At 44.8% G+C, this 17173-nt stretch carries 13 protein-coding genes; 4 read left to right on the top strand and 9 right to left on the bottom strand.

The features are described 5' to 3' along the window. The first annotated feature begins 48 nt into the window (after window positions 1–48). From FSB76_RS06490 to FSB76_RS06505, 4 genes are all read left to right on the top strand, one after another. The gene (locus tag FSB76_RS06490; RefSeq protein ID WP_225976437.1) at window positions 49–1011 is read left to right on the top strand and encodes an MBL fold metallo-hydrolase; all 963 of its coding nucleotides are present in this window, start codon (window positions 49–51) and stop codon (window positions 1009–1011) included. 29 nt (window positions 1012–1040) lie between these two features. Next, window positions 1041–1928 carry an alpha/beta hydrolase gene (locus tag FSB76_RS06495; RefSeq protein WP_147052821.1) on the top strand — a complete coding sequence of 296 codons (888 nt, stop codon included), beginning with the start codon at window positions 1041–1043 and terminating at the stop codon, window positions 1926–1928. Window positions 1929–1960: 32 nt separating this feature from the next. Beyond that, window positions 1961–2341: a hypothetical protein gene (locus FSB76_RS06500; RefSeq protein ID WP_147052823.1), complete on the top strand. Its 381-nt coding sequence runs from the start codon at window positions 1961–1963 to the stop codon at window positions 2339–2341. 101 nt (window positions 2342–2442) lie between these two features. Beyond that, window positions 2443–3327 (top strand): alpha/beta hydrolase, encoded by an 885-nt coding sequence (locus tag FSB76_RS06505; RefSeq protein ID WP_147052825.1) that lies wholly within the window; start codon window positions 2443–2445, stop codon window positions 3325–3327. A 123-nt stretch (window positions 3328–3450) separates the two neighbouring features. Here FSB76_RS06505 and FSB76_RS06510 read toward each other — a convergent pair whose 3' ends face one another. From FSB76_RS06510 to FSB76_RS06550, 9 genes are all read right to left on the bottom strand, one after another. After that, the gene (locus FSB76_RS06510; RefSeq protein WP_147052826.1) at window positions 3451–4011 is read right to left on the bottom strand and encodes a hypothetical protein; all 561 of its coding nucleotides are present in this window, start codon (window positions 4009–4011) and stop codon (window positions 3451–3453) included. A gap of 24 nt (window positions 4012–4035) precedes the next feature. Further along, on the bottom strand, window positions 4036–4833 hold the full coding sequence (locus FSB76_RS06515) for an FHA domain-containing protein (protein ID WP_147052827.1): 798 nt from the start codon (window positions 4831–4833) through the stop codon (window positions 4036–4038). 73 nt (window positions 4834–4906) lie between these two features. Continuing rightward, window positions 4907–8983: an FtsW/RodA/SpoVE family cell cycle protein gene (locus FSB76_RS06520; protein ID WP_147052828.1), complete on the bottom strand. Its 4077-nt coding sequence runs from the start codon at window positions 8981–8983 to the stop codon at window positions 4907–4909. Next, the gene (locus FSB76_RS06525) at window positions 8983–10416 is read right to left on the bottom strand and encodes a PP2C family protein-serine/threonine phosphatase (protein WP_147052829.1); all 1434 of its coding nucleotides are present in this window, start codon (window positions 10414–10416) and stop codon (window positions 8983–8985) included. Before FSB76_RS06525 ends, FSB76_RS06520 begins: the two co-directional genes overlap by 1 nt. 84 nt (window positions 10417–10500) lie before the next feature. After that, window positions 10501–11463 carry a hypothetical protein gene (locus tag FSB76_RS06530; RefSeq protein ID WP_147052830.1) on the bottom strand — a complete coding sequence of 321 codons (963 nt, stop codon included), beginning with the start codon at window positions 11461–11463 and terminating at the stop codon, window positions 10501–10503. 35 nt (window positions 11464–11498) lie between these two features. Next, on the bottom strand, window positions 11499–12935 hold the full coding sequence (locus FSB76_RS06535) for a serine/threonine-protein kinase (protein ID WP_147052831.1): 1437 nt from the start codon (window positions 12933–12935) through the stop codon (window positions 11499–11501). 240 nt (window positions 12936–13175) lie between these two features. Further along, window positions 13176–15470 (bottom strand): glycoside hydrolase family 20 protein, encoded by a 2295-nt coding sequence (locus FSB76_RS06540; protein WP_147052832.1) that lies wholly within the window; start codon window positions 15468–15470, stop codon window positions 13176–13178. A gap of 62 nt (window positions 15471–15532) precedes the next feature. Then, window positions 15533–16363, bottom strand: coding sequence for an N-acetylmuramoyl-L-alanine amidase family protein (locus FSB76_RS06545; protein ID WP_147052833.1), 831 nt, complete (start codon window positions 16361–16363; stop codon window positions 15533–15535). Then, complete coding sequence (locus FSB76_RS06550) at window positions 16360–16806, bottom strand: Fur family transcriptional regulator (RefSeq protein ID WP_147052834.1); 447 nt, start codon at window positions 16804–16806, stop codon at window positions 16360–16362. Before FSB76_RS06550 ends, FSB76_RS06545 begins: the two co-directional genes overlap by 4 nt. Window positions 16807–17173 lie beyond the last annotated feature (367 nt).

Raw genomic sequence — 17173 nt, forward strand, 5'->3', positions numbered from 1 at the left:
TTAGCAGCATAACAATTGTGCTGTACTGCAATTGAAAATCTACCTTTAATGATCCGTAAATACCTTGCTTTAAGTGTTATTGTATGTGCGCTGATGCCTTTTGGGGTAAAGGCACAAGTTAAACTTGCACCTTCATTCAGGCTGGTGCCTTTGGGCGTACTTGGGGGCATTGATGAAAGCAACCTATCGGCCTACATGCTGGCAGCAAGCAGCAGTAACAATTATATATGCTTAGATGCCGGTACACTGCATTATGGCATAAAAAAAGCCATCGAAAACAAGGCTTTCCCTGTTTCGCAGGAAAAAGTATTAAGGCAATACATCAAAGGATATTTCATTTCGCATGCCCATCTCGACCACCTTGCGGGCTTAATCATCAACTCACCCGACGACAGTACTAAAAATATTTACGGCCTGCAAAGTACGCTTCAAACACTCAAAACCCACTACTTTACCTGGGCAAGCTGGGCCAACTTTGCCGATGACGGGGAAAGCCCCGCTTTAAAAAAGTTTCATTACAAACCACTTGAGCCCGGCAACGAGGTGGCTATAGAAAACACCGCGCTAAAAGTACAGGCATTCCCGCTAAGCCATTCAAACCTCACCAGCACCGCCTTTTTGGTGCATAGCAACGATGCTTATATTTTATATTTAGGCGATACCGGTCCCGATGCTGTTGAAAAAAGCACCAACCTTCAAAAGCTTTGGGAAGCTGTTGCCCCCCTGGTTAAAAACAAACAATTAAAAGCCATCATGATTGAGGTTTCGTTCCCGAGCGAACAACCTGATAAAACATTATTTGGCCACCTTACCCCCCACTGGCTGATGGCCGAAATGGATAAACTGGCCGCGTTAGCCGGTCCGGATGCTATAAAAGGACTAAATATTGTGGTTACACATTTAAAGCCACCGGCAAAAAGCATCGCCCAAATAAAAGCAGAACTTAAAATTGAAAATAAAACAGGCTTAAATTTAATTTACCCGGAACAAGGCAAGCCGCTTACTTTTTGATTATAGCTACCAAAGTAAAACCAGGATATATGAAAAACAGAATTAAAACGTGCTTGCTGCTTTGCTTTTTGCTATGCACAGGGAGTGCCTTCGCCCAGCAAGGCAAAGTAATAGAAGAACAAATTGTTAAAAGCAAAATTTTAAAACGCAACGTTAAATACACCATTTACCTGCCTGCCGATTATGAAACGGCAAACCGTACTTACCCTGTGGTATACCTTTTACACGGATACTCCGATGACAACACCGGCTGGCTGCAATTTGGCGAAATAAACCGTTTTGCCGACCAGGCTATTCTGGATGGTACCATACCGCCAATGATTATTGTGATGCCCGATGGCGGTACCAGCTGGTATATTAACTCCTACGATGGCAAAGAAAAATACGAGGATTTTTTTATCAAAGAATTCATACCCCATATTGAGCAGGCCTATCGTATAAAAACAGAAAGACAATACCGCGGAGTTGCCGGCCTATCCATGGGAGGCTACGGCACCATGATTTACGCTATAAAATATCCGCAACTGTTTTCGGCGGCGGCGGCATTAAGCGCGGCGGTATTCCCGGATGACCAGATGGTTAACCAGCCCGATGACAATTACGAACACGTTTTTGGCCAGCTATTTGGGCGTGGATTGAAGGGTAAAGACCGACTGACTAAAGATTGGCAGGCAAATTCAGTATTGAACCTGGTACAAAATAAAACGACAGACGAATTGAGCAAAGTGCGCTACTGGATTGATTGCGGCGATGATGACTTTTTAACCATAGGCAACAGCATGCTGCACATAGCACTGACAGAAAAAAAAGTACCCCATGAATTCAGGATGCGCGATGGCGCCCATAACTGGACGTACTGGCGCACAGGGATCACCAATGCCCTCAGTTTTATAGGTGATGGCTTCAGGCAGAAGTGATAGATGTGCAGATGAAAATGATAGATGAATAGATGGCAAAGGATTTTAAGCTCCCCGTTTCGATAGATCACTTGCAGAAATTTGCAGATGACACGGTGTCAATAGATGAGTTTTTGAGTGTCTTTTTTGGTGACGATCAAAACAACGCCAACATGCGGCAGGGCCTGGCTTCTTATTTTTATGATAATGGAGGATCGCCGGAAGTGCGGGAGTTTGACATAGTAGATGCTAAATTTGATACCAATGATTTAACCGGATCATTCAAATGCATATTTACGGTGTATTATTTTTTTACCTGCAGCGATATTAAAAACGACAAACGCGAAAACATAACCTGGAAATTTAAAATTGACGATACAAACCTCACCATTGCTTTTGTAGGCGAAGAGCCCTGGGTGTGGGATGGGGATTAATTATAAATGCGCAGATATGCAAATTACAAATGTGCAGATGAAAATGGAAACATTTCAGACGTATAGATTTATTTTCAAATTTTCAAATTGATTAAAATATTATGAAAAAACTTATTCTAATCTGCTTTCTCCTTTCTGCATCTGCTGCATTTGCACAGCATATCCCGGCCGGCAAGGTGATAGAGGAACAAAATGTAAAGAGCGACATTTTGGATTATAACGTAAAATACGCCATTTACCTGCCTGCCGATTATGAAACATCAAACCGTACCTACCCGGTAGTTTACCTGCTGCATGGCTACGGCGACGACCAAACCGGCTGGCTGCAATTTGGCGAGATTAACCGTTATGCCGATAAAGCCATCGCCGAAGGTAAAATCCCGCCGATGATTATTGTAATGCCCGATGCAAAAACTACATTTTACATTAATTCGTACGATGGTAAACGTAATTACGAAGATTTCTTTTTTAAGGAATTTATCCCCACAATCGAAAAAGACTACCGCATAAAGGGGACCAAAAAGTACCGCGCCGTAGCCGGTTTATCGATGGGCGGATTTGGAACCTTAATTTACAGCATCAAACACCCCGAAATGTTCTCGGCAGCGGCGGCATTAAGCGCAGCCGTACGTAACGACGAAGATTTCATGGGCATTACCGATGCCCGCTGGGCCGAGGCCTATGCCAAAGTTTTCGGCCCCAACCTTAAAGGTGCCGAGCGATTAAATGATACATGGAAAGCAAATTCTATTTTGGGCTTAATTCAAAGCAAAACAGCCGACGATCTTAACGATGTGCGCTACTGGATTGATTGCGGTGATGATGACGCTCTAAGCAAAGGCAATTCGCTGTTACACGTTGCCCTGATGGACAAAAAAGTTCCCCACGAGTTCCGCATCCGCGACGGCGCCCACAACTGGACCTACTGGCGCACCGGCATTATTGATGCATTAAACTTTATCGGGGATAGCTTTAGACAGAAATAGGCTGCGGATGTGCAGATGTGCAAATTTCAGATGTGCAGATGAAAAGGGTGGGTTTTAGATATGAGAAATCTCATTTTCAAATTGATTAATCATCTGCACATCTGTAATCTGAAATTTGCACATCTAATGGTCACTCAACAAATCAACACAGTTCTTACTCAATTTAGCCAGGCGGGCGGGTAGTGTGCCAAGCGCGGCTTCGTTATTTAAATTGGTATAGAGTACCTTAATAATTTTCAGGGTGTTTTCATCCGGATCGCAGGCCTGGGCTTTTTCCAGATGGGGTAAAGCCAAACGCGCTTTTTCAATATAATTTAGGTTCATCACCACGGGCTTTCCCGAAATATCTTTGATATACAGGTAGCCTAAAGCGCGATGCGCCACGTAATAATTTGGTTGGGCAGCCACCACTATTTTGTAATATTTAATTGCATTGATGCTTTGGTTATCGTCTTCGTAAAGTTTTGCCAGCGAATTATAAAATGCAACTCTTACTTTGGGCGTCAGCTTGGCTGTATCGGGCAAAATCTTTTGGGCAAGGGCAATTGACTGGGCAGCGTCATCGTTCAGCTTTGCCACATTAAAATCAAGATAACTATCATAAACCTGCTCGGCAGTTTGAGCCTGGGTTACGGCTCCCGAAAACAATAATAAAAGCAGCACTAATATCTTTCGGGTCATCATTGATAAATTACTTGTTATTAATAGTTATCCTTCTGCCTTGACACTAAATAAAAACACTACTGATTCGCCTAATATTACCTGGTCGCCTTCATTCATGGGGTGTCCAATCTGGGTGGAGTTAAGCTTAATCAGCTTATCATCGGCTGCTATGCTGATCTTGGTTTTATTACGCGGTGGTACGCCACCTTCATCGGCAAAAATCATAAAGCATTCCGCGTCTTTATTCCACTCTATATGAGCGTGCTGCCTGCTGATAAACTTATTGCTGGGGTCGTTACTATCAGCGGGAAATATAATCTTGTTCAGTCTGTATGATCCGTTCTCGGTTATCACTTTTTTATCCCGGCCAATATTAATCTTTCCGTCGGTAGCCTTAATCAAATACTCTTCCTGTTCGGCTTCGCCGCTCAATATCCTGATATAAGCAATGGCCGACGATGCGTTATGCGCCACCTGCCTGCGGGTATGCATCTGGAAAGCGACGTCAATCTCGGGGATCTTTGGCACATCGGCAGGAAGCTTATCTGCAAAAATCACATCAATTGTCCAGTCATCAGGTAACTCTATCGCGTAGTCATCAGCAATCCGTTGAATCTCGTTCCTGAACACCTCCTTTTCGTGCACATAAACCGCACCCTCGTAAAGATGTTTGTCGTCGGGGTCGGGTGCCAGGTAAAGCAACAGTTCCTTAATGTGCCTGCCTTCGCCGCCTTCAACCTTTTGCAGGGCCTCTTTTATAAAACGTAGTATGGCTTCGCGCAGGCCCTTTACATCAACCTGTCCCTTTTCTCCGCCGCTTTTACTAAAAAAACTAAATGCCATATTTTAAAACTCTAAGTCTGAAATTCTAAATCCTAAAAAAGAAACCTAAATCTGCAATCCCACTCACCACTCCCTATTCACCACTCACCACCTCATCGGTAATACTCTTCATATAGCCCTTCTCCAAAAGGAAAGGAATCACGTGTTTCCCGGCTAAATGTACCGCATCTGACGATCCTTTGGTCGATTCTACACGGATACAAACAACCATATTGCCTTTTCCGTTTGCCTCTGGCGCAAAAAACACATACCAGCCATCGTTAACGCTTTTATTTTTAACAATACGCTCGGGCGTACCGCTCTTACCTGCAACCGCTATACCCAGTATGGGCACCTTTGGCGCGCTTTGCGTTATCATGTATTGCTTCAGCAGGGCAGCATAATCTGGTTTGTCGGCCAGGGTAATACCTGCCTTTACGGGCATTTTTGTTTTGCCAACATTTAATACAAACCGATTGGCTAATAACACACCATTATTGGCCACACCAGATACCAGCCGCGCAACAGATGCCGGGGTAGCAATGAGCTCCCCCTGCCCCCATGCCATACCCGAAATACCTTTAGCCCTGGTTTTGTGAATATTGTTAGGATCATACCGGGGTTTGGTGTTAAACTCGGTTTTACGCCATAGGTTACGCCACTTTTCTTCCTGGGCATCGTTTTCGGCAGGTTTATTATAATAATAGCCGCCCACGCCATGCAAAAACATCCCGGTTTTCATATAAAGGTTTACCATATACTCTTCCAAATGTTGCTGGTTAGCCAGCTTAATGAAATACACGTTGTTTGATTTGGCAATAGCGCGTTCCATCGTAATGATACCGGTTTCGTCCGGCTCGATACCTTTGGTACGGATCCGCTCTTCCATACTTACATGGTAGGTTACCTTAGATGCATCAATACCCAGTTTATTAAATGCCGACATGGCTGTTAATACTTTGGCTGTTGAACCCGGCTGTGAGGCATAAGTGAAGCCCAGATCAGTAGTGGTCATCCAGTTGGATAGTTTATTCTGATCGGCTTGCGACATCGTTAGTTGATCCCAGTTGTGAACCGGTGGCAGGGGGTACTGTGCCGATACCAGCACATCGCCAGTGTTGGCCTCCATCACTACAACGGACACCCGGTTATCATACAAAGATGTATCAGTTGCAATCGACTGTTGGATTTTTGTTTGCAAATCGGCGTCCATCGTCAGCTTAACATCCCGGTTGCGGTTTCTAAATGCGGCTACTTCGGGGCCGTTAATATCGGCCAACAGTAACGGAGCCAGTTCGCTATAGTCCTTTTTAGCTACCGTCATTTCCTTTACCCCACGCGGCAAAAACCTGTCTTCCTGGTAGCGCGATGCTTTTACATTATAACTGCTGATGGGCATTTTAAAACCACGTAATTCGGCCGCGTGTTCATACTCGGCAAAGTAGCCGTTGGTACTGCCGTTAAATACACCGGTATTTACATCGCCCGTCCAAAAAAACATCTGTTCTTCAAAGGGATAAAACCGTTCCAGCCGCTTGTGCACTGCCGAATCGAGGTTATAATCTTTTACGCCCGCCACAGCCAGTTTTTTCTGTTGCTTCGCAATAAGTTCGGGTTTGCTGGTAGCCAGGATCAATCCGTTCCTGTCTAATAATGATCCGGCTTGCAGCTTGTTCATCAGGATAGCAATACGGGGGTTATAGCTAAACATCCGCAGGCCGCTTTTATCGGCAACCAGGGCGGGCTTCACCACCCATTTTTTATTATCGGCGCTGTAACGCGATACATTTACAGTTAACAGCACCACCCCGGCTAATGCCGCAGCCAAAGCGGGCACCAGGTTTTTATCCTGCTGCTTGGTAATATAGTCCATTTGCACCTGGCTGCCTTTTACCAACGATACCGACAGCAAAAAGCCGGTGGCCAATAAATTAATTACCAATGACGAACCGCCATAACTTTCAAACGGCAACGATACGCCCGACAAAGGCAGGGCCCCTATAGATCCACCGGCTATCAGCAAAAACTGCACAAAGGTACATACGCCAATACCGGCGCTTAAGTAAAACAACAAGGGGGTACCTGTTTGTCGCCCAATAATTATCGACCGGTGTAAAAACAGCAGGAATAATATAAATACAGCTGCCATACCTGCCCAGCCAAACTCTTCGCCTATTGATGGCAAAATCATATCGGTATGCGCCTCGGGAATGGTTTTAGCAAAGCCCTGGCCAACACCTTCACCTGTTAAACCGCCCCCGGCCATAGCCCAAAGGCCGTTAGCTACCTGGTCGCCACCGTATACTTCGTTATTCCACGGATCCTGCCAGATTGCTTTGCGTTCAACCAATCGTTCGACAGGGCCGGGTATAATTTTATCTAATCCCGGAATTTTGTCGATGGTTAAAAAAGCACTGATCACAATAAGCGCCATTACGGCCGATTCGCTCAGATATTTCGGTTTCCAAAAACCAACCAAACCTAATATACCAAAAGTAACACCGGCACTTAGCCAAACATTATCAAAAAACCAGGTAATAAGCACATAAAGTACTACAAAACCAGCCATTGGCAAAAAGTCGCCACGGGAGAAAGAGAACAGGATGATAAAAGTAAAACAGATTACCATGGCGGGCCCCAGATCGCCTAAAACCAAGAACAGCAACAACGTAACCAGCGTGGCTATCAGCGCCGACGAGAAGAACGATAAGCGCTTGCTCCAGCTGGCATACTGGCTTATAAACTTTTCGTTAGCGGCGAAAAATCCGGCCAGGAAAATAATTACCAGGTATTTTACAATCTCGCTTGGCTGAAAACCCAGCAGATTTACCTTCACCCCGCTACCCTCGGGCCCGGTACCAAACAAAATAGTGCTAAACAAAATGCCCATGGCCACAACAACCCAAGGCCAGCCATTTGCTGCGCTGCGCGTGTGTTTAAAAACCAGCAAACGGTATAAACCCGAATCGGCAGTTAGCTTGCGCAGATTAATGAACAGCATAACGCAAATAATACCAACACCTATGCCCAGGTAAATGAGGGTATCTTTTGCTAAAAACCTATCCCTTAACGGATCCTGCAGGCTTAACAGAGTAAGAAAAGATATCCCGGTAAGTACCATTACCAGGGGTAATATAATTTGATCGGCCTGCGGATAGCGGTAGCTTAACAGGATGTGGATAACAATAAACCCGGCGAAAAAGCTGGCAGCAATAATCCAATACCATGTATTAAAATCGTCGATGGTACGTACAATAAATGCTTCCTCTTTTTTAAGAATATTGAAATCACGGGTCGACAGCAGCTTAATACTATGTGGCGACTGCACAAAATTTATCTTCTTGTCGCCATCCAGTTCAACCACACCCTGTGAGCGACCAAACTCGAAGCCTGGCTGCAAGGGTAATAGTTCAAATGCCTTATCGGTGGGCAAATTTTTAAACTCGTAATTGCCGTTGCCATCGGTTCGGGCAAATGCCGTAAGCGACTGTAATTGTCTTTTTTTATCGGCATTGGCGACGAATACTTTTTTTGCTGCTGGCAAGTTTTCGGTGGTAGTGTTTTTAGCAGCTGTTTCCTCATCAGAATAAATACTGTCTCTGGGCAATATCATATTCAGCCTTACTAAAACACCGGCAACCGGCTGTTCTTTGTGGGTTATTTTGCCGCTAATGCTATAATCGCCCAGGCCAAGGTCGTTCTCTGCGGGAATTTCGGGCGGGTGATTTTTTTCCTGGCTAAACCGGATGGAGTCATTACCGGTATAACCCAGCAATTCGCGCGAATCCAACACCCGTTGCCTGAACGATTCGCCGCCCTGCTCTATTGCCTCATCGGCATTAACATAGTATTTGCGTTTATTCAGTTCGCCCGCATTATCAAAAGCGCCAGCGGCGTTTGCCTTGGCGGCAATAACAGACTGAATATAGTCTACATCTCTCGGGTCATCAAAATAGTAGCCTTTTTTTAGCAATGCGGCTACATTTCTGGCCCTGTTTGGGGCATTCAGGTTTACGATGGTGCCATCCTGCAGGCGTTTATCAACATCCGTAAATTTTTGCTGCAAAACCATATATAACCGGCCAAAAAGCATGGCCAGCAAAATACCGGTAAGCAATAAAAACAATCGCTCCAACCGCCTGCCGGGAACTTTGGGTGTGCCCTTATCCATTAGTGCTTGATGGCTTTGGGTAACGAATCTATCTTGAACATACCGCCAAACAACCTGCCCGACACATATTGTTTATCGGGGAAAAGGTAGGTGGTTTGCACAGGCGTTACGCAGTTAATAAACTGTACATATTTTAATACCAGGGCATCGTTATGTGTAATAACTCCGGTTTTAAAGCCATCAAATGCCACACTATCCAGCACCACGTATTTACTTTTTGGCGATAGCATGAAAGCCGCACCTTTATAACCCGAATCGGGTTTAAAAACAATTTTTCCTTTTGCCTTTATGTACAGGCTATCCCTGCCAATAAAAATGGAATCGCTTAAAACTATGGGCTCCTTAAAGTCAGTGGCCGAAAGTATAAGGGTGTTTCCTTTTAATTTGTTCAGCGTATCCTGTAGCTTTATTTCGCCCGCACTTTTCGGCCTGGTAACAGGCCTGGCGACTACCGGTTTTGTTTCGTCGTGCTTTAGCTGCTGGTTTATCCAGTATTGCCACACAAATCCGCATAAAACTACCAATAACAATATGGCAAGCAAAGCAACAGCGGTTCGGTTGCTTTTTTGCTTTACAGGCACAGTTTCGGGCCCATCGTGTAATTTAGGGCGATGTTTAGGATCAATAATCTCTTCGGCAACCTTAGCCGAAGCCACCGGCCGGGTTACATTATGGACACGCGGCACCTTGTTGTTATGTACCAGCACCACGGTTACGTTATCTTTGCCGCCTTTATTATTGGCTGCCTGTATCAGCTTAGTTGCCTTATCTTCCAATTCGCCGGCGCCGGTCAGGATACTTTTTATCAGGTTTTTATCAACCAGGTCGGTAAGGCCATCGCTGCAAACCAATAACATATCGCCGGGCAAAAACGGCGAATGACCTGTTTCTACAAAGTCGGCTTCTTTAGCAATATTAGGGTCAAAGCCAAGCGCCTTGTTAATTTCATTGCGCTTAGGATGATCCATGGCGGCTTCTTCGCTTAACCGGCCCGAATCTTCCAGGAAGCCCACGAAAGAGTGGTCTTTTGAAATTTTAATGAGCGAATTATCGCGCAGCAAGTACAAACGGGTATCGCCCACGTGGGCGTAATGAAACTGGTTATTCTCCAGGTCCACCACCGCAAGCGTAAGTACGCAGGCCATGTTTTGCAGTTCCTTATCTGCTATTTTTTTATCATAAATTTGTTTGTTGGCATCAATAAAAGTATTCACCAACAAGGCGCTCACATTGCCGGCGATGTACGATAGATCTTTAATAATGGTCTCGCGCGCAATTTCGGCAGCAACCTCGCCGCCTACATATCCGCCAACTCCATCAATTACACAGGCCAAAATAAAATTGCCATCATCGGCTTTTTGGGCAATAAAGGCATCCTCGTTATTATCCCGCTGCCTGCCGGTATCGGTTAGTCCAAAAAAATTATTTGCCATGGCTTGATCTTTTTATGTCGATAAAATGGGCCAGCAATAGCAAAACACATATTGCCAGTAAGCCTATTGATAATATTTGTGACATTACGCTTCGGGTTTAAATATGTTGATGCCTATGATGCCATTCAGCAATATTTTTGAGTTAAAAGGCAATTCCACCCATTGTGGCGAGTTTACATCGCTGCGGGTAATCTCCTGCTCGTTAATCATGGTCAATTCGCCAAATGACGATAGATAGAGCTTGCCATCGGCTTTATTCATGCGGATGCGCAGGTGCGGGGTATTTACCCAATCGCTCGGAATTTTAAACACGGCAGCGTCTTCGCGCGTTTCTTCGTTGCCCGATACTACAATATCTTCATTTTTCATCAGGAATTCCACCTTACGGCCTACAAACTGCTTATCGGGCATAATGGTATCCAACCGGGCCAATACGGCCTGGCCGGGTTTTACCACGTCCTTTTCATTATAATGCAAGTCGTTAGCGTAAGGTAGTTCGTAATAACCTTCGCTGTAATAGGTAAAGCCTCTTAAAATGTCATTGCTGATATCTAAAGTTTGGGCAACACCGGTATGGCGGGGTATAAAGGTTACCCGCAGGTTTTCTTCTTTTTTATTGCTCCCGGGCAACAGTTTGCCTATAAAGCCCTTGTCTCCCTTTTTATAATCGGGATGTGATACCAGCCTGAACACCCATTTTGAACTTGATGGTTCAACCTTTTTGCCCACTTCCTGGTGTTCGCGCAGCAGTTCATAAAACTTTTTTACCGATTCATGTACAATAATGCCAAACAAGCCCGAACGGTTGTTGATAAACTCCTGGTAGTCTTCTTCGTTAAAGCTGATAATATATTCGTGATAAAAAACAACCCTGTCGGCAAACGAAAGCTGGGTGATAGACTCTTTAAATTTTTCGGTGATGTACATGTAAACATCATCGGGAGTGAGCGTTTTATTTGCTACAGCAGCCACCGCGGCGGCCTTCCCATTCGGCAGAAACCAGTCCTGCAGACCTATTTTTTGCCAAAATGTAGATTTAGATTCCATTAGGTAAATCTTTTTTAGATGTTAATTATCATTAACTAAAAACTCAACTTTGATGTATCAGCGTTTTTTATGCTATCACGGTAAAACTGCGGGTCGGATTTAGACTTGTGTTTTACGCCACGAAGTATAGAATCTGCCAATGAATCCACCTCGGGCGGAATGCTGGCAGCGCCATCATTGTTAACCGGCTGTGTTTCTTCATGGGTATCCTTTTTAACCTGGCTATCTGGCCTGGCCTGGGTACTACCCTGGCTTAACGTATCCCTTGGCGGCGTTGTTGATTTAAAAAATGTATTGTAAATGCCCTTGCGATGCTTAATGGCCATAACAGACGAAAACCCGGTTAAGGCAACCAACACTACAATTAAACTAATAAACAGCGGTTTAGAAATGCGTACCGCATGCTTGCCTACAACAACAGGCGTTTCGGTGCCGGGGTTTACAACATGCACGCCCCTTGCACTTTCGGCCTCCTGGTAATAAAGTAACAACCCTTGCAGGCGCTCATTTTCTTTTAACAATACCGAAGCATTCCAGGAATCGTCAACATCTGTACTGTTTACTGCCGATATACTGCTATATACCAAAACCTCCTGCAGCTCGATGCCATTGGCATAACGGTTTTCGGGCTCTTTTTCAAGGCATTTGGCAACAATTTTAAGCAGCCATGCAGGCACCTGCATTTCATGCTGCTTCTTTTCCTCAGTCCAACCCGCAGGTAAATTCTTTTTGCGCAGTTCCATTACATCCGGAACCTGCTTTTCCATATGGGCCAGCATTACCGCATTGCGGGAGGTTTCGCCGTTATCATTAAGCGGAAAAGGTACCTGGCCGCCAATCAATTCATACAGGATAATGCCATAGCTGTACACGTCGGTCTGAAAATACATCAGCCCTTCATTTTGCTCAGGCGCCATAAATTCAATAGCCCCGGCATGCCTGATACTGGTTCGGCGCTGATCGTCAGACATAGCCGAAAGGCCAAAATCAAGCAGCACATAATTACCCGTATGGATATTGAACTTTACGTTATTGCTTTTAATATCACCATGTTTAACCGATACCTTGTGGCAATGCGAGAGTGCGTTGGCCAGTTGATCGGCCAGTTTAATGATTTCCTTGATGGTAAAAATGGCCTCATGCGGTGGCTTAAGTAAGTCTTCCAGATCGGGACCATCAATATATTCCATCTCGATAAAGGGGAACGAGCCGCTTTCCGTAATACCCGAATTGAGGATTTTGACCACATTGGGGTTCGGCTCTTCGTTTACCTTTTTTAGTTTTTCAACCTCGTTCTGAAAATTTCTGAAATTTTTATCGTCGGTACTCTCCGTATGGATTGGGGTGGGTAATAATTTTACCGCTGTAATGATAGGGCCATAGCGCCTGCCTTTATAAACAGAGCCTTGTCCGCCCGTTCGCAAAGCCCCCATATTCTCCAAACCTTCGGTAATTGTAAATACTTTGCTCATTGAGTTATACTTGCAGTGCTGTAAACATAAATAACAATTGATTAAACTTTGTTATTTGAACATAACGCACATGTTGGCGTTTGGTTATAAAAATATGAAAAAAAGTGCGGATGATCGATTTGAAAATTTGAGGATTTGAAAATTTGAAAATGAAAATGGGACAATGTGCGGATGATTATCCATTGAAAACAATCTCCATCATTTTCAAATCCTCAAATTTTCAAATTCTCAAATAACTCATCAGTTCACAACTATCTCGTCTACCAATAACCACGCCTTGGCGCCGGCAATATATTCGCCAGGCGGGATAATGTCTTTGTTGATGCCCTTTAACCTTACATAACGTGCCTGGGTGGGTTTAATATCAGCTTTTACCGTGTTAATGCCGTTGGCCTTAAACTCGGTTTGGCGGTAAACTTCGGTATAGTTTTTTCCATCTGCAGATACTTCAAACGTAAGCAGTGTTGGTTCCCACATTTTTTGCCAGTGGTATTTTAAAATATTGATGCCTAATTGTGATATTGTTTGAACCGAACCCAGGTCGACCACGGCATCCAGGTCATTGCCGTTGAAGCCATACCATTGGCCGTCGTTGTATAGTTTGCTGCCGAAAACACCGTTTACCAAGCCGAAAGTGTCGCCGGGGTTGTAAGCTCCCTGCGGCTGGTTGGCAAGTGTTACAGTTTTACCGATAGCTTTGTGGATTCTAAAGCCTTTTTCATATATCCGTCCTGCTAATTTGCCGTGGCTAAAAACGGCTGCCTTTAGCGTACCCGAGTGGGTTATAGTTAGGGCCTTACTATACCATTTGCTGTATAAACCAGGTATCGAGCCATCTGTAGTGTACATGATCCGGCTATTAGGCAAAGTTGTAGTTAAACCAATTGATACCTGGTGATCTGCGGTTTCACTTACGTTATCGGTTATCTCATCGAAAGTGTAAGCCGCATTAATATTGAGCTTTTTGAGCATCGGCTGCTCATACCTTAACCGCCTCAAAAAGCCATCATAGTCCTTATTTTCCTTAGCCGACCAGGCCACTTCGGCCAACGCCAGCATCCTGGGGAACAGTTGCCGCTCGGCCCGGGCGGGGCTGGGCAGGTATTCGCTCCAGGCATTGGCTTGCACGCCTTTGATGTATTTGGCTTCATCGCCGGATAATTCTTTTGTTAAAGGTTCGTAATTGTACACTTTGCTTAGCGGGGTATAGCCACCGGCTGTTATGGGTTCGCCCGGATATAACGACTGATAATAGTCCAGGTAAACATATTTTTCGGGCGTCATGATGGCATTGTGGTGTTGTTTGGCAGCTGCTATGCCGCCTTCCTCGCCAGTCCAGCTCATTACTGTTGCGCCGGGGGTTAAACCGCCTTCCAATATCTCGTCCCAACCAATAATCTGCCTGCCTTTGCTGTTCAGATATTTTTCCATGCGGCCTATAAAATAGCTTTGCAGTTCATGCTCGTCTTTTAAATGCTCATCCTTAATGCGTTTCTGGCATTTGGGGCAAGTTTTCCATTTAGTTTTGGGGCATTCATCGCCACCAATATGAATATATTTTGAAGGAAACAGTGGCAGCACTTCGTCAAGTACGTTTTGCAGAAAGGTAAAGGTTTCATCGTTACCGGCACAATATACGTCATCAAAAATGCCCCAATAAGTAGCCGTTTTATAAGTGCCGCCCGTGCAACCCAGTTGCGGGTAAGCTGCCAATGCCGCCAGCGCGTGCCCCGGCATTTCAATTTCCGGGATAATGGTGATATGCCTGTCTGTTGCATATTTTACGATGGCTTTAACCTCCTGCTGGGTGTAGTAACCGCCATACCGTTTGCCATCAAAAAGGTGCGGGCTATCACGCTTGTGGCCTATTATGGTTTCATCCCTGTAGGCCGAAATGCTTTGTAAAAGCGGGTACTTTTTTATTTCGATGCGCCAGCCCTGGTCGTCGGTGAGGTGCCAGTGAAAGGTATTGATCTTGTACAGGGCCAGCATATCAATCCACTTTTTGATATCATCGGCAGCAAAAAAGTGGCGACTTACATCTAAAAGCATGCCCCGGTACGCAAAACGGGGATAATCATCAACGGTGCAAGCCTGTACGGCAGCTTTGCCATTAGTGGTACGAATGAGTTGCATAAGCGATTGCAAGGCATAAAATATACCCGCCTCGTCGTGCCCTGTAATGATAATTTGTCTTGGCCTTACCGTTAAACGGTACCCCTCTTCCTGCGGTATTTGTAAAGTATCTATACTGATACTGATATCCGAAAATAGCTTCTTGCTGTTAAACAATAAACTATCGCCCGAAACCGATTTTAAGTATCGCCTAAAAAATGCGAAGTTTTCGGCGTTCACATGATCAACCAGGTTTATTGTTGTAATATCTGAAAATATAAACGCCCCCACCCCTTTGGTAATTTTACGAGGCTGCGGTATAACGCCCTGCTGTTTTATTTGTGCCGATGAATAACCGGCAATTAATATCAGGCTTAGCGTAGTTAACAGAAATTCGTATGAGGGTATCAGCTTTATCATAAATAGGAATTTGCAGAGCCTAATATAGCTGATTATAAGTATTTACACAGTAAAGATGAAAATTACAGGCTGCCAATTGCCTTACGGTAGTTGTTGATAGCTGTAACAATAGATTTCACGATAGCATCCTGCCCGCCGGGCGAGTTGAGGTAATCCTCTTCTTCGGGATTGTTAATAAAACCAGTTTCGATAAGTACGGCGGGCATAGCGCTATGGGCCAATACCAATACACCCTGCTCTTTCACACCTTCGCTTGGGCGGCCATCAAAATCTGTGAATTCTGCATTGAGCAAATCACCGAAGAGGATACTTTGTTTGCGGTATTTTTGAATATAGGCATTCAGGATAATGGCGTTTGACGGGTCGGTTTCATCATAGCTTTCGTAGTTTTGTTTGTAGTCTTTTTCCTGGAAGATAGATGCGTTTTCACGCACGGCCTCCTCCTGCTCTTTAAGCCTGTGGAAACCGTAAACCAGCAACAACACCCCCTTACGCTTATGGGCCGAAGCCGCATTTCCCTCGGGCGATGAGTTACAGTGGATAGAAACAAACAGGTTGCCATGCGCCTGGTTGGCTATATTTGAGCGTTGATTGAGGGGGATAAAAGTATCATCGGTACGGGTCATTAGCGTGGTAATGCCCTTCATGCCGGTATCAATATAAAGCTTCAATTTTTTGGCTATTGCCAGGGTAACATTTTTTTCAACCGAGTATGAGCCGCGGGCACCAGGGTCTTTGCCGCCATGGCCTGCATCAATAATTACCGTTTTAAAGCGGAAGCCAGAGGTGGCCGGAATGGTGTCCCTTTGCTGGGCACGCAAACTAAAACAACACCACAGGCAAAGCCCTAAGCTGATGATTGCTACCGAAAAAAACTTTTTAAAACCCCTCATTTTTTTACCGCCTTTTTACTGCATTTGGGGCACAGGCCGGTTGCGTATAGTGTAAAGCCCTGAGGCTCAAAACCTGGTGGCAGCGTTATGGCTGGCAGGTGCAAATCATCAAGGCAGTATACATTTTTGCATTGGGTGCAGTTGAAATGCAGGTGCTCGTCATGGTGGTGGCCTTCATCGCAGCTGGATGAGCATAGGGCGTAGTTAGCCGTGCCATTTAAATCAAACACCTTGTGGATAATGCCTTTTTCTTCAAAAGCATTCAGGATGCGATATAAGGTAACCCGGTCAATATCGTTCATAACACTCTCCAGGTCAGGCTGTGAGGTGGCTGCGTTACGGGCCGACATCATGGACAATACCCGGAGCCTCGGGGCTGTTTTTTTTAAATGGTGCCTGTTCAGCAGGTCCTCGAAGTGAAAGTTGTTGCGGGCTGGTTCCATTTAAATTTTACAGGAGTGTATACGTGCAAATATACACAACGTTGCATTAAGGATAAAATTATACCGGCCCCTGTTATACAGGTGTTCGGTTTTTGAGAGGAATACAGGGGTGTTCGGGCCGGAAGCAGCATAAACAATTATAAATCAAACACTTAAGTGTTCGGATACATTTTCTATCAAAACAACAAGTAACTGACAATCAATATTTTAACTTTTCACACGTGTTCGGATTTGGGTAAAACACCGGCTATTTTTGGAACAACCGAACGCCGGCATGATCTTGTCATTCCCTCCATGCGCTTAACCGCCCGCTCCAATTGCAATCTCATACGGCCGGCAGGCAAAAAGCGCATACAAAGCAGCACTT

This window comes from Mucilaginibacter ginsenosidivorax (assembly GCF_007971525.1).
Taxonomy (GTDB): Bacteria; Bacteroidota; Bacteroidia; order Sphingobacteriales; family Sphingobacteriaceae; genus Mucilaginibacter; species Mucilaginibacter ginsenosidivorax.

What these genes read in the sequence shown, in the direction of transcription:
- FSB76_RS06520 (WP_147052828.1), bottom strand. Translation starts at nt 8,983, where the DNA reads ATGGATAAGGGCACACCCAAAGTTCCCGGCAGGCGGTTGGAGCGATTG.
- FSB76_RS06545 (WP_147052833.1), bottom strand. Translation starts at nt 16,363, where the DNA reads ATGAGGGGTTTTAAAAAGTTTTTTTCGGTAGCAATCATCAGCTTAGGG.
- FSB76_RS06530 (WP_147052830.1), bottom strand. Translation starts at nt 11,463, where the DNA reads ATGGAATCTAAATCTACATTTTGGCAAAAAATAGGTCTGCAGGACTGG.
- FSB76_RS06525 (WP_147052829.1), bottom strand. Translation starts at nt 10,416, where the DNA reads ATGGCAAATAATTTTTTTGGACTAACCGATACCGGCAGGCAGCGGGAT.
- FSB76_RS06535 (WP_147052831.1), bottom strand. Translation starts at nt 12,935, where the DNA reads ATGAGCAAAGTATTTACAATTACCGAAGGTTTGGAGAATATGGGGGCT.
- FSB76_RS06540 (WP_147052832.1), bottom strand. Translation starts at nt 15,470, where the DNA reads ATGATAAAGCTGATACCCTCATACGAATTTCTGTTAACTACGCTAAGC.
- FSB76_RS06515 (WP_147052827.1), bottom strand. Translation starts at nt 4,833, where the DNA reads ATGGCATTTAGTTTTTTTAGTAAAAGCGGCGGAGAAAAGGGACAGGTT.
- FSB76_RS06505 (WP_147052825.1), top strand. Translation starts at nt 2,443, where the DNA reads ATGAAAAAACTTATTCTAATCTGCTTTCTCCTTTCTGCATCTGCTGCA.
- FSB76_RS06495 (WP_147052821.1), top strand. Translation starts at nt 1,041, where the DNA reads ATGAAAAACAGAATTAAAACGTGCTTGCTGCTTTGCTTTTTGCTATGC.
- FSB76_RS06500 (WP_147052823.1), top strand. Translation starts at nt 1,961, where the DNA reads ATGGCAAAGGATTTTAAGCTCCCCGTTTCGATAGATCACTTGCAGAAA.
- FSB76_RS06550 (WP_147052834.1), bottom strand. Translation starts at nt 16,806, where the DNA reads ATGGAACCAGCCCGCAACAACTTTCACTTCGAGGACCTGCTGAACAGG.
- FSB76_RS06510 (WP_147052826.1), bottom strand. Translation starts at nt 4,011, where the DNA reads ATGATGACCCGAAAGATATTAGTGCTGCTTTTATTATTGTTTTCGGGA.
- FSB76_RS06490 (WP_225976437.1), top strand. Translation starts at nt 49, where the DNA reads ATGATCCGTAAATACCTTGCTTTAAGTGTTATTGTATGTGCGCTGATG.